The organism is Oxynema mangrovii CENA135, from assembly GCF_016632315.1.
Classification (GTDB): domain Bacteria; phylum Cyanobacteriota; class Cyanobacteriia; order Cyanobacteriales; family Laspinemataceae; genus Oxynema; species Oxynema aestuarii.
Window position 1 is genome coordinate 3,450,755 of sequence record NZ_JAEOXH010000001.1, and the last position, 13,412, is coordinate 3,464,166.

General features: G+C 54.1%; 12 protein-coding genes. 6 read left to right on the forward strand and 6 right to left on the reverse strand.

All coding sequences use genetic code 11. The annotated features are described in order from the left end of the window. Window positions 1-21 precede the first annotated feature (21 nt). The 3 genes from JJD41_RS13480 to JJD41_RS13490 form a co-directional block, all read right to left on the reverse strand. On the reverse strand, window positions 22-1,020 hold the full coding sequence (locus JJD41_RS13480; protein WP_200666688.1) for a beta-ketoacyl-ACP synthase III: 999 nt from the start codon (window positions 1,018-1,020) through the stop codon (window positions 22-24). 81 nt (window positions 1,021-1,101) lie between these two features. Further along, complete coding sequence (gene plsX, locus JJD41_RS13485) at window positions 1,102-2,169, reverse strand: phosphate acyltransferase PlsX (protein ID WP_200666690.1); 1,068 nt, start codon at window positions 2,167-2,169, stop codon at window positions 1,102-1,104. A 29-nt stretch (window positions 2,170-2,198) separates the two neighbouring features. After that, the gene (locus JJD41_RS13490; RefSeq protein WP_200666692.1) at window positions 2,199-2,357 is read right to left on the reverse strand and encodes a hypothetical protein; all 159 of its coding nucleotides are present in this window, start codon (window positions 2,355-2,357) and stop codon (window positions 2,199-2,201) included. Window positions 2,358-2,440: 83 nt separating this feature from the next. On the opposite strand from JJD41_RS13490, the gene JJD41_RS13495 reads away from it, so the two are divergent. From JJD41_RS13495 to atpC, 5 genes are all read left to right on the forward strand, one after another. Then, window positions 2,441-3,754: a D-alanyl-D-alanine carboxypeptidase gene (locus tag JJD41_RS13495; protein ID WP_200666694.1), complete on the forward strand. Its 1,314-nt coding sequence runs from the start codon at window positions 2,441-2,443 to the stop codon at window positions 3,752-3,754. A 104-nt stretch (window positions 3,755-3,858) separates the two neighbouring features. Then, window positions 3,859-4,860, forward strand: a complete 1,002-nt coding sequence (locus JJD41_RS13500) for a zinc-dependent alcohol dehydrogenase family protein (protein ID WP_200666696.1) — start codon at window positions 3,859-3,861, stop codon at window positions 4,858-4,860. Continuing rightward, the gene (locus tag JJD41_RS13505) at window positions 4,861-7,089 is read left to right on the forward strand and encodes a pentapeptide repeat-containing protein (protein WP_234488623.1); all 2,229 of its coding nucleotides are present in this window, start codon (window positions 4,861-4,863) and stop codon (window positions 7,087-7,089) included. Window positions 7,090-7,272: 183 nt separating this feature from the next. Beyond that, window positions 7,273-8,727 (forward strand): F0F1 ATP synthase subunit beta, encoded by a 1,455-nt coding sequence (atpD, locus tag JJD41_RS13510; protein ID WP_168567875.1) that lies wholly within the window; start codon window positions 7,273-7,275, stop codon window positions 8,725-8,727. Between the two features lie 133 nt (window positions 8,728-8,860). Continuing rightward, entirely contained in the window at window positions 8,861-9,268 is a 408-nt protein-coding gene (atpC, locus tag JJD41_RS13515; protein ID WP_200666698.1) for an ATP synthase F1 subunit epsilon, read from the forward strand. 340 nt (window positions 9,269-9,608) lie between these two features. Here the strand turns inward: atpC and JJD41_RS13520 are convergent, their stop codons facing one another. The 3 genes from JJD41_RS13520 to JJD41_RS13530 form a co-directional block, all read right to left on the reverse strand. Then, entirely contained in the window at window positions 9,609-9,914 is a 306-nt protein-coding gene (locus JJD41_RS13520) for a DUF7734 family protein (protein ID WP_200666700.1), read from the reverse strand. 46 nt (window positions 9,915-9,960) lie between these two features. Continuing rightward, a complete protein-coding gene (locus JJD41_RS13525; protein WP_200666702.1) occupies window positions 9,961-10,560 on the reverse strand; it encodes a DUF3177 family protein in 600 nt (199 codons plus the stop codon). Window positions 10,561-10,786: 226 nt separating this feature from the next. Next, window positions 10,787-11,020: a Calvin cycle protein CP12 gene (locus tag JJD41_RS13530; RefSeq protein WP_168567871.1), complete on the reverse strand. Its 234-nt coding sequence runs from the start codon at window positions 11,018-11,020 to the stop codon at window positions 10,787-10,789. A 630-nt stretch (window positions 11,021-11,650) separates the two neighbouring features. On the opposite strand from JJD41_RS13530, the gene JJD41_RS13535 reads away from it, so the two are divergent. Further along, entirely contained in the window at window positions 11,651-12,874 is a 1,224-nt protein-coding gene (locus JJD41_RS13535; protein WP_200667339.1) for an FIST signal transduction protein, read from the forward strand. Window positions 12,875-13,412: the final 538 nt, after the last annotated feature.

The following is a 13,412-nucleotide window of genomic DNA, read 5'->3' on the forward strand; positions in this document are numbered from 1 at the left end:
GGAGCTTATCCCCGTTTGCCGTTATCCCCATTCAAAGATGGCCGCGCCCCAAGTCACTCCGGCACCAAAGCCGGAGGCGGCAATGCGATCGCCCGGTTTGATTTGGTTTTGGCGGACGGCTTCATCCAACACTAAGGGGATAGAAGCGGCGGATGTGTTACCATATTTCGATAAATTTGTCAATACTTTTTCCCGAGGGCAGTGGAGACGGTCGGCGACGGCATCGAGGATGCGTTGGTTGGCTTGGTGGAGTACGAGCCAGTCGATTTCATCGATGTTGAGGTTGGCGCGGTAGAGGGCTTTTTCGATGACTTCCGGGACTCGTTTGACGGCGAAGCGATACACTTCTTTGCCGTTCATGGCGATCGTGCCGTAATCCCCTTGACCGACTTCGATCGCGCCGACGAGGGAGTGGGGTTGAGTGCGGTAGGGCAGTTGCAGACAGTTGTTGAGGCTGCCGTCGCTGCACAGCTCGAAACTCAAGAGGCGATCGCCCGTGGTCGAAGCCTGCACGACCACCGCGCCGGCGCCGTCGCCGAACAGGACGCAGGTGCGGCGATCGCTCCAATCCACCCAACGGGAGAGGATATCGGCGCCAATTAACAACACGTTGCGATAGACCCCGGTGCGCACGAACTGCGCCACCGTCGCCAAACCGAAGACAAAGCCAGAACAGGCCGCCGTCAAGTCGAACGCCACGGCCCGCCGCGCCCCGAGTTGCGCTTGGATGGCGCTGGCACTGCCGAACAAGTCATCCGCCGTCGAAGTCGCCAGCACGATCAAATCGAGATCCTCGACCTCGATCCCGGACATGGCGATCGCCCCTCGTGCGGCGCGGGTAGCCAACTCCGTAAGGGATTCTCCCGCATTGGCCAGGCGCCGTTGGCGAATGCCCGTGCGGGTGGCGATCCACTCGTCGGAAGTCTCCACCAGTTGGCTCAACGTATCATTATCGAGGGAAGCACTGGGGGTTGCCGAACCGCTCCCAGTAATGGCAATGCCTGCCCCTAATTCTTTCATTAGCTGTCTCCGTCGCTTGCTCGGGTTCCGATTCCGCCACGATACTCCTCAAAGGTTGCCGCGATCGCCCCTCGTGCGCCTTCAGCTTTCCGCCGAGGGTTGAGAAACGGGCGATTGCTGAGTGCTTTCGGGATATTGCGATTTAATTCTCTCTAAAACTTCGCAATCGATCGCCTCTTTCGCCAAGCGAATCGCATTAAAAATACTCTGCGCTTGGGAACTGCCGTGACTGATGATACAAACCCCAGCCACACCCAGTAACAAACCGCCGCCGTGTTCGACGTGATCCACCCGTTGCTTGAAGCGTCGCAAACTCGGTTCGACCAACTTGGTACCGAGTTTGCCGAGCCATCCCTGTCCGAGTAACTCCTCTTTGAGCGTTTGCAAGACGATCTCGCCGACCGCTTCGGCAAACTTCAACAAGACATTGCCGACAAAGCCATCGCAAACGATCACGTCAAAATTCCCCGAAAGGACATCGCGCCCTTCCGCATTGCCGATAAACGAGATAAACGAATTTTCGGCGAGCATTTGATGGGTGCGAACCGCCAAATCGTTGCCTTTCGAGGGTTCTTCCCCAATATTGAGCAAACCGATTTTCGGCTGAGCGACGCCGAGGACGTATTCGCTATAAATTGCTCCCATGACGGCGAATTGTTCGAGAAACTTGGGACGACAATCGACATTGGCGCCCACGTCGAGGATTAACACTCGTTTGTTCGGGTTAATCGTCGGAAACACGGCGCCGATCGCCGGGCGATCGATTCCGGGTAAACGTCCCAACCGCAGCAAAGCCGCCGCCATCGCCGCACCGGAATGACCCGCCGACACCACCGCATCGGCGCGATTTTCCTTCACCAGATCCATCGCCACCCGAATCGAAGCTTTACGCTTGCGTTTGAGGGCGGTCAGTGGCTCCTCGTGCATCTCGATGACTTCTTCAGCCGAGACAATTTCCACACCGTCCAAGTGGGAAATATCCACATCTTTTCGTTGCGCGAGGGAGGCTTTTATCCGGTCGGCATGGCCGACGAGCAGAACCTCCACCCCTAACTCTTGGCGAGCTTTGAGCGCTCCAGCAACAATTTCGGCAGGGGCATTATCCCCACCCATAGCATCTATTGCGATCCGTGCGCGAGTCGATCCCATCGATCAAAGTCATAGAAACCTTAAAGATTCTACCAGAAGGGTTCGACGCAAACATCAATCCCGCGACAAATCCGATCGCCGTCGAGATCGAAAAACGGCGTTGGCGTAGCGTCTCCCCAGGAGAAACGAGCGAGCGATTCTCCTTTAAAATCGGCAAAGACGACCCCCAAGCGGCATAATTGAGCCATTCCCCGCGCCTTCTACGGTTGGCGTCGGGATCTCGACGTAGACAGGGTGATGTGGCACGAGTAGAAACGACAGAAGTTAAACGATGTTGGAGTTATTGACGACGGGTTTGGTTTCGGTGTGGTTGGAGATGGCGGGGGTGCAGCCCTCTGCGAACGAGGCGATCGAATTGCTGGTCGGTCCGCCAATTCCCGGGTTGGTTTTCGGGAGAGAGGAGGACGCGATCGCCGAACGATGCTTGCAACAATACTTACAAGGATTGGCAGCCGGAGGGATGTCTGCCAATGCCCAAGGCATTTGGATTCAGTCCGACTATCAACTGCTCGCCGACAATCAAGGCACCATTCCCCGTCCCGCCGCCTCGATTACCAAAGTGGCGACCTCTTTAGCCTCCTTACTTGCGTGGGGAATAGACCATCAATTTGAAACCCGCATCAAGACTGCCGGATCGATCGCCAATGGCGTTTTACAAGGGGATTTGATCGTCGAAGGCAGCAACGACCCCTTTTTCGTGTGGGAAGAGGCGATCGCCCTCGGTAACGCCCTCAATCAACTCGGCATTCGCCAGGTTACGGGCAATTTAATCATTTCCGGCTCTTTCGTGATGAATTTCGACGGCGATCGCGCCAGCAGTGGCCGACAGTTGAAACAGGCTCTCGATTCGAGCCAGTGGTCTCGGGAAATCGAGGAATATTACTGGAAGATGGCCCCGGGAACTCCCAAACCCCAAGTGGCGATCGCCGGAACCGTCCGCCTCCAAAGCGATCCGGTTAAAACCGCCAAATTGGCGATCCGTCACCAATCCCTGCCCCTGGTCGCACTGTTGAAACAAATGAACATCTACAGTAACAACCAGATGGCACAAATGCTCGCCGACGCCCTCGGCGGCGCCCAAAAAGTGAGAACTTTGGCCGCCCGCGCCGCCGGAGTTCCCCTCGCCGAAATCCAACTGATTAACGGTTCCGGCTTGGGACAGGAGAACCAAATTTCCCCCCGGGCTGCCGTCGCCCTATTTATGGCGATCGATCGCTATATCCAACCCCACTCCCTGAATTTGAGCGACGTATTCCCCGTCGCCGGACGCGATCGCGGGACGATGGACTACCGCGACATTCCCCACGGGGCGATCGTCAAAACAGGCACCTTGTGGGACGTCAGCGCCCTCGCCGGAGTCTTGCCGACGAAAGATAAGGGGCAAATCTGGTTCGCCGTCATCAATGGCGGCGGCGACTACGTGCTGACCTTCCGCGAAGAACAAGACCGCTTGCTCAATCAACTACTGCAAGATTGGCAAACCTCCTTACTGCCTCCCTCCGCCCTCAACCGCGCCCGCCACGATAACCTCAAATCCCTCAAGATTGGCGATGCCAGCCGCAACGAACTCTTGTGGGGCGGTTGAGCTGTGTGAGCGGAGTGCGCCTTTTTACTCCAGTTACGCGCGATCGCGATCGCCTTTCCTGTAGCATGAGCTGTTGAAAAGCGGTTGAATTCAGAGGCTACAACATGAAAGCAGTCGTCATGAGCGCTGCCGGAACCCCAGACGTCCTCGAAGTACGAGACGTCCCCATGCCCAAAGTCGAGAACAACGCCGACGTCCTCGTGCGCTTGCACGCGGCTGGGGTCAACCCCATCGATACCAAACTCCGTTCCCGGGGCAACTTCTACCCGGACCTCAGCCCCGCCATCCTCGGTTGTGACGGCGCCGGAGTCGTGGAAGCCGTCGGCAGTGGCGTGCAGCAGTTCAAACCCGGCGACGAAGTTTATTTCTGCAAAGGCGGTTTGGGCGGTCCTCGGGGCAATTATGCCGAATATGCGGTGGTGGAGGAATGGTCCCTCGCCAAAAAACCCGCCTCCCTGTCCTTCGCCGAAGCCGCCGCCGCCCCCTTGGTCTTGATTACGGCCTGGGAGTCGTTGTACGATCGCGCCCAACTGCAGGCGGGACAGCGCGTTTTAATCCACGCCGGGGCCGGGGGCGTCGGTCACGTCGCCATCCAATTAGCGCGCCTGCAAGGGGCCGAAGTCGCGACCACGGTCGGTTCCCCGGAAAAAGCCGAATTCGTCCGCCAACTCGGCGCCACCGTGCCGATTTTGTATAAAGAACGCGATTTCGTCGAGGCGGCGATCGAATGGACCGACGGCGAAGGGGTAGACGTCGCTTTCGATACGGTCGGCGACGAAACCTTTTTTAAAACGGCACCCGCCGTTAAAGTTTACGGGGATTTGGTTACGATTCTCGAACCGAAACCCGAGTTCGGCAGTTTGAAAACCGCGAGATTGCGGAATTTACGCATCAGCCTCGAACTGATGTTGACGCCGATGATGGAAGGACTGCTCGACGCCGAACGGGATCAGGCCAAGATTTTGAGCCAATGCGCCCGCTTATTTGACGAAAAACGCTTGCAAATCCAGCTTTCGCAGACTTTCCCCTTAGAGGAAGCTGCCGCCGCCCATCGCCTTTTAGAAACGGGTTCGATGACGGGCAAAATTGCCCTGACGATGGGCTAAATGCAGCGATTCGCCACGGTCGGCTCGCATCCAGGAAAGGAACAAACTATCGTGTTCGGGCGTAAAAGTATAAAAATAATCCCGATCGCCTGTCTGGCGATCGCCCTGTTCTGCTGCCTGTTTGTCGCCCGGGTTGAGGCGTCAACCCTTGGCAATGGAGGCAGTACGGGCGATCGCCCCCTCCTGACCGTAGAGCGCTTGCAAGCGGCGATCGCCTCCCCCGTCGCCAGAGACGGATCTTGCACAATAGACCTCACTCACTTAACGATCGACTTGAGGCCGGAAAACGGCGAATTTCGCGATCGCTTTTACGAAACCTTACAAACCGCCCTCAATCCAACCGGAACTCCCCTCGGTTTAGACTTATCCGATTCCTTGATTCGCGGTCCATTTATCGCCCGAGAATTGGGTTTGAGAACCCCTTTATATGGCAATGCCCTCGCCGGATTGTTCGACGATCGCGAACGGGAACAATTAGCGCGCGATCGTCGCCGTTTGTCCCAACTCAGCCAACTCTCTCGCTCCCTCGTCAGTACCCCCCTCGAACAAGCTCAAATTGCCGTTTTTCGCCAACCGCTCAAACTCGTCGGAACCCATTTTGAAGGGGCGACTCAATTTAACAATACCTTCTTTCTCGATCGCCTCGAAGCCACGGGGGCGCAATTCGACGAAGAGGCGGACTGGTCCCAAACTCGTTTCAGCGAAGCGGCAATTTTTGGCGGAACCGTCTTCAAACAAGAAGCCCGATTTCGCGGCAGTATCTTTTTTGAAAAAGCGAAATTCGATTCCGTTCAATTTAAAGGCGTCGTTAACTTTCAAGGGGTTCAGTTTGAAGAGTCCGCCAACTTCGATCGCGCTCACTTTTTCCAACTCGGAGACTTCGGGCGATCGCACTGGCGAGGCAATGCCGACTTTAGCCAATCCCAATGGGACGATCGCGCCCTATTTACCCGAGGAAAATTTGAAAAATCTTTATTTTTGACCGATATTTTCTTTAACAAACTCGCTAGTTTTCGCGAAGCGCGATTTAGCCAATCGGTCAACTTGCGCGGGGCGAGAATTATGGATCGTCTCGCCTTTAGCGATAGCATTTTCGCCCGAGGGGCTTATATTAATTTAGCCGGATTTTCTTTCGATTCCGAAGAAGCAAAAATTACCGGAGATCCGGGACAAATTGGCCGCGTCTTAGCGATTCCCAACTTGCAAGGTAACGAAACTTTATTGCGGCAATTGATCCACAACTTTCGTCAACAAGAACAAATTGCCGACGCCAATCAAATCGACTACATGAGTCAATCGTTGCGCGATCGCAACTTGCGGCAAAAACTGCTCGGAGTCAATGTCAATACCGCCTCGATCCGCAAATTAATTGAAATAGGATTTTCGCGATCGCAAGCCGAAGAGATCGACCGAGAACGACAAGAGCGGATTTTCGGCAATTTAAGCGAATTATTAACCCTCAAAGCGATCGATCTAGCCACTTACATCAAAGTGCGCGATCGCGCGATCGCCGCCGAAGCCCTTTTCCTCGGGGCGTGGCTGCGAACGGCTCTCACCTGGTGTGGCTTGAGCGTCTTGCTGCTGTTGAGTCGCTACGGAACCAGTTTCGGACTCGCCTTTGGGGTCGGACTCGTGGCGATCGCCTACTTTAGCCTACTCTTTTGGTTCGTCGATCGCTACCGCCCCCACGTCCCCAAACCCGTCATCCCCACCCGCCTCGAAACCGCTTGGATGGCAGGTAGTTTCGCCGTCCTCGCCGGAATGGGGATCCTCGCCATCTTCCGCACCGGACAGCACCCCTGGCTGACCTTAATCTGTCTCGCCACCCTGACGATTCCCGTTCCCGCCGTCCTCACCGTCGCCCTTTACCGACAACGGGCTCACGACTCGATGGACCGCAGCTACTTCGTCGAAGACGGGGGAATGCGACAACTGCGCCTCACCATCGGACGCTTACCCGTGATACCCCGATTTGGCTTTTTCCGCGATCGTCACCTGCCCATTCTCTGGGACCGTCGCTGGAACTGGCTCAATTACTACGATTTCAGCCTCAACAACCTGCTCAAATTCGGCTTTAACGACATCCGCGTGCGCGACGAATACCTCCCCGGCTTAATCTCCGGCTTGGTTTGGTATCAGTGGAGTTTGGGCCTCCTTTACATCACCTTGTTGTTGTGGACCCTTTCTCGCACCATTCCCGGCTTGAATCTATTGATTTACTTGAAATAGCCGCTTCTTTCCCCGCCGGAATCAGCCGATTGCAACCGCCCGATTCCAGATTAACCCCTTTAAGGAATTTGAGAAGTTCACGGCGATCCCTATCGGTGATACCCTTAAAGATGGCAATTTTTATGTTCTGGTCAGATATCCGCTCGGATTGCATATAGCTGAATAATCAAGAAAGACGCAAGCATGGTCACCACCGCAGAAAAAACTAACGTAGGCTACCTGACTCAAATCATCGGCCCGGTTGTAGACGTGAAATTTCCCGCCGGGCAAATGCCCAAAATCTACAACGCTTTAAACATTAAAAGCAAAGATGCTTCGGGCAACGAAATCTCCGTTACCTGTGAAGTGCAACAGCTCCTCGGCGACAACCAGGTTCGCGCAGTTGCAATGAGCGGAACCGACGGTCTGGTGCGCGGCACCGAAGTGATCGACACGGGTAGACCGATCAGCGTTCCCGTCGGCACGGCAACCCTCGGTCGCATCTTCAACGTCATCGGCGAACCCGTGGACAACCAAGGGCCGGTCAGCACGGACGACACTTTACCTATCCACCGCTCTGCCCCCACCTTAACCCAATTAGAAACCAAGCCTTCGATCCAAGAAACCGGGATCAAAGTCATCGACTTGCTCGCTCCCTATCGACGCGGCGGTAAAGTCGGACTGTTCGGCGGTGCTGGCGTGGGCAAAACCGTGATCATCCAAGAGTTGATCAATAACATCGCTAAAGCTCACGGGGGTGTGTCCGTGTTCGGCGGTGTGGGCGAGCGCACCCGGGAAGGGAATGACCTTTACAACGAATTTATTGAATCCAAAGTGATTAATGCTGAGAATCTCAGCGAATCGAAAGTGGCTTTGGTGTACGGTCAAATGAACGAGCCCCCCGGCGCTCGGATGCGTGTGGGTCTTTCGGCTCTGACGATGGCCGAATATTTCCGCGATGTCAATAAGCAGGACGTGCTGCTGTTTATCGACAATATTTTCCGTTTCGTGCAAGCGGGTTCGGAAGTGTCCGCCCTCCTCGGTCGGATGCCTTCGGCGGTGGGTTACCAGCCGACCTTGGGGACGGAAATGGGCGAACTGCAAGAGCGCATTACCTCGACCACTGAAGGATCGATTACTTCGATTCAAGCGGTTTACGTCCCGGCTGACGACTTGACTGACCCCGCTCCGGCGACCACTTTCGCTCACTTGGATGCGACGACGGTGTTGTCTCGGGCGTTGGCGTCGAAAGGGATTTATCCGGCGGTGGATCCGTTGGATTCTACGTCTACCATGCTGCAACCGAGTGTGGTTGGCGAAGAACACTACACCACGGCTCGTGCGGTGCAGGCGACTCTGCAGCGCTATAAAGAATTGCAAGATATTATCGCGATTCTCGGGTTGGATGAGTTGTCCGAAGACGACCGCTTGACGGTGGCGCGCGCCCGTAAGATCGAGCGCTTCTTGTCTCAGCCGTTCTTCGTGGCGGAAGTGTTTACTGGCGCTCCCGGTAAGTACGTCAAGTTGGAGGATACCATTAAGGGATTCAATATGATTCTCTCTGGCGAACTCGACGATCTGCCGGAACAGGCGTTCTATCTGGTGGGCGATATTAATGAAGCGATCGCCAAAGCGGAGAAAATGAAGTCGCAAGGGTAGAGTCCTGGGCGCGCGATCGCCCTTGGAGGAGTCAGGCGGGTGGATCCCCCTGGCTCTCCCCGTCGCAATCCGACGCGCGATCGCCGTTTCTTCTTTCCCCGAGCGAAAATCGACTATAGCGGAAAACTGAGATATGTCATTAACCGTTCGCGTGATTTCTCCAGACAAAACGGTCTGGGATGCGAAAGCTGAGGAAGTGATCCTGCCGAGTACCACGGGTCAACTCGGCATCTTGAGCGGTCACGCTCCCCTGCTGACGGCTCTCGATATCGGCGTGATGCGCGTTCGGGAGCAGAAAGATTGGGTTTCGATCGCCCTGATGGGTGGCTTCGCCGAAGTTGAGGAAAACGAGCTGACCATCCTGGTCAACAGTGCCGAAACGGGGGAGGCGATCGAACTCGAACAAGCCCGCCAAGCTTACACGGAAGCACAACAGCGCCTGGAAAAGGCCGCTACGGCTAGCCGCCAAGAGCAAATCCAAGCTAAGCAAGGCTTAAAGCGCGCCCGCGCCCGTTTCCAGGCCGCAGGCGGCATGGTTTAAGTCTTTACTGGGCTTTCTTCATCCACATTCATGACAAAAAGTACGAGAGATCGCCGGATCCCTCGTACTTTTTGTTTTTGGATATTGACAAAGTATTTAAAATATGATATCTGAGCAGGATGACGGGGACTCTAGAATCTACAGCATTTTCCTCTGCTATGCAAGACATTTAGATCCCCCTAAATCCCCCTCGCCAGGTAGGGGTTTGGTTACCCAACCCCTACTTTCCTCGTTCCCCTCGAAATCCCCCCTTCGCCCCCCTTTCAAAGGGGGGATAGGGGGATAGGGGGATCGGCACTGTACCTCATCAGACGCCCGAGTGCTGTAGAATCTAAAATCATCAAACCCCCAATTCATCCAATAACTTCGCCATCTGTTCCCAGGTCAAATTTTGTTCGATATATTGCGGATTGTCGGGATCGAACGGTCCTCGGAGGCGATCGATCCGTTGCACGATCGCCCCGTCCGGTAAGACGGGGATATCCGGATCGAACGCCGTGGCGCGCATCAGCGAACTAGAAAATCCTTTAAAAATGGCCACGCGATCGCCTTCCCCGTCAATTTCAGCCTCGACAATCAAAACTTCCTGGGGTCGTTTGAGGGTGTATTGCTCCAAGCGAGTACCGATAGAAGATGAAGAACTCATCAATTCAATTCTCCTTACGATCGCCGTTCTCAAACACCAGAACGGCTTAGTGACCCGTCGCCGAACGTCCTTGGCGGTTGAGGCGCACCAAGATGAAGTAACTAAAACAGCCGACATAAAACAGTAAAGCCACAATTCCGAGAAAGCCGAGAAATCCCGGCGTCGAATTGGCGTGAAAATACTCCTTATATCCCCACGGTGGTGCCAACCAAACCCGACAGTAGGAATCTTGTAAAACATCTTGTTTGCTCATCAAGGCGCAACGCAGAAAGGGAATTTGTACTAAGGTCCCGATCCCGTTATAAATCGTAATCAGCCAGCGCCAGGAGGTAAATGAAAGTTTTAACGGCGACTCCGCGCGATCGTCAATTTCTTCGTTGAGATCCACCCAAAACCACAGGGCGATCGGAATTAAAAGGCGGGCGAAGAATGCCGCAACAAAACTAATCGGTAACGCGGCGATCATCAAATAGACTGTAATCGCCAACAAGCTCGACACGCGCCAGTAAATGGTCAGCAAATGTACGATCGGGTCGGCTTTCTGGACGAACGCCCAAATCAGCAAAATTAAAGGAATGAAGACGGTAAACAGAACGGCGAGTCGGTAATCCGTCCAGACGAGACTTTCAAACAACGATAAATTCATAGTCCGGTGTAGCAAACAATCTCGGCAGCCGTGGAGAGCGATTTATCCTCGCGAGGGTTCGATGAGACGAAGCCGCGCGCGAGTGGTGGGTTGCGGTTTTGCCGAGGTATTCCTCCCGACGCGCAAGATAACACAAAAACGAAAGCAACTGGAATCCTCGCAGTTCGAGATCCAGTTGCTCCATGGCGGCGATCGCCGGGGGAATCCCCCTCAATGCGCCATCGTTTTAGTCGTCGTAAAGCCGACACTCCGCCGCGTCGGGATTGTCATCGCAGTATTTTTCAAAAGAGGTTTTCTGGGGCTTTTGCCGTTGGTGAGAGGCTTCGGCTTGGAGTTCTTCAACTGCATCCCAAGCGGCGGCGCATTCACCAGAGGTCGAGCCACTGGTATCGCAAACTTGACGGGCTTGCTCGCGTTCTTGTTCGATTTGTTCGTCGATTTTTTGTTGGGTATTGCTCATGATGATCTTTTCTGAATTCCAGCTACTTTTGCCAGTATAGAGAATGTTTTTAGATGGAGTCGATCGCCGAGAACGTTGTGGGCAATTGCCCGACCTGAAAGCATCGGGGGGACAACTCGGCTACAGTGGCACCAACAGCACGCTGTGAAAGCGAATTGCTCCCAAGCGCTTTAAACGCTTGATTCCCAACCACTGACAGTGATACAAGAAACTAGGGCATTAAGAGTGTATCTATTTTTATTTTTTAAGATTTCAGACGCGAGTCGATCGGCGATCGCCGCGACAGCGCACTTCAATGCCCTATCTGTTAACTTATGTTAACACGATCGCCGACACCCATTGAAACGACACGAACGAGGGGCGATCGTCGCCATCTGCACCCCGAGCGAAAGCCGACAAGAGACGGTTACAGTAACGATCTGGGGCGCAGTCGATGTATCCCAACGCTCAATTACAAATTTTTGAGGGGGACTCATTGCTCCCAAAACCCCTCAACAAGTTAAATTGACGATTCGCCAACTCCGCAGTTTTCCCACGCCCAACCCTGCCCCTGTCAAATCTGAAATCTGAAATCTGAAATCTGAAATCTGAAATCTAAAATCTCAAAAGGTGGAACCTGTGACAGCGCCAATGAAGTGGGTCAATACATTATCCAGACGTGCGTCTCTAGAAGCGGCAATTGACGAAGTCGTGGAACAAGCGCGAGAACAGTTGTCAGAATCCGCCGATTTAGGGCTGTTATTCATCTCCTCAGCCTTTGCGAGCGAATATTCTCGCTTGATGCCCTTACTGCACGCAAAACTCGAAATCGGCACCTTAATCGGTTGCTCGGGAGGCGGTATTATCGGCATGAACGCCGCCCACGAAGCCGAAGAACTCGAAGAAGAACCCGCCTTAAGTTTGACCCTGGCGCACTTACCAGAAGTTCAAGTCCACGGCTTTCACCTCGACGGGGAAGCATTACCCGATCTAGACAGTCCTCCCGATCGCTGGATGGAGTGCATCGGCGTTTCTGCTGCCGATCGCCCCCAATTCGTGATTTTAGCCGATCCGTTTTCTGCCAAAATTAACGACCTACTCGCCGGACTCGACTTTGCTTATCCCGGGGCTACTAAAGTCGGCGGACTCGCCAGCAGTGGCGCCGGAGGCAATACCACCGCCTTATTTTGCAACCGCCAGATGTATCGCGAGGGAAGCGTCGGCGTCGCCTTGAGTGGCAACCTCGTTTTAGAATCGATCGTCGCCCAAGGATGTCGGGCCATCGGTCAGCCGTATCGAGTGAAAGAATGCGATCGCAACATCATCTTGCAACTCGAAGACGTGCAGGATAATTCAGCCCCGGTCACGCCTCTCGACGCCTTGCGCGGACTGATTCAAAGCCTCGATTCGAGCGATCGCGAATTAGCGCAACATTCTCTATTTGTAGGGGTTGCCCGGGACGAATTCAAGCTCGAACTCGAACGGGGTGACTTTTTAATCCGTAATTTGCTCGGGGTCGATCCGCGCGTCGGCGCGATCGCGATCGGCGATCGCATCCGTCCCGGACAACGGATCCAATTCCACCTCCGAGATGCCAATACTTCGGCGGAAGACCTGGAAATGCTCTTAGAGCGCTACAAACGCGAGATCGGCGCTTCATCCTCTTCCCCCCGTCATGTCGGCGCCTTACTGTTCTCCTGTCTCGGTCGCGGCGCCCGCCTTTACGGCGAGGCCCACTTCGATTCGCGGTTATTCGCCCGTTATTTTGACATTCCCCTCGGCGGCTTTTTTTGTAACGGAGAAATTGGCCCGGTGGGGGATGGAACCTTCCTGCACGGCTATACGTCCGTTTTTGGTATATGCCGTCAACCCTAGAGGGCAAATCACACCTGGCTATTCAACAAGTTCGAGCGATCGCCGCTATCCGACAAGGAAGTTATATCCGAAAAGTGTTTCATTTTTCGGAGTTTTTAGATTGGCTTGGGTGCCAATTGATTGAATTCAAATCTGCGAAAGACTTGCAGATTTTTTATTGTTTTTCGATCTCCAATGCGGCTCCACCTTATTTCTGGATCGGATAAGTTGGAGTCCCCCGACCGCGATCGCCTCAGCGCTCTGTTTGCTAATTCCTTACTTTAGCCGAATAGTCCTGCCGTGGAAGATAACAACGCTTTCACGTGGGGATATTTTTTGTCTAGAAAGAGATTCAAAAATGAAAATTGTTTCGTAATCAAACATTGACTAAAGATTTATTAAATCGGCGATTTCGAGCGTTACAGCTCCTAGCAATCTGGGTATGATTTAACCGTGAATCTTATTGGCAAAATTGCCATAAATTTTCGAGAACCGAACCCACCGCCCGAAATCTCGGCTTTCTTTTTCAAATTCGCTCCCTGACATTTTGGCGACGCGA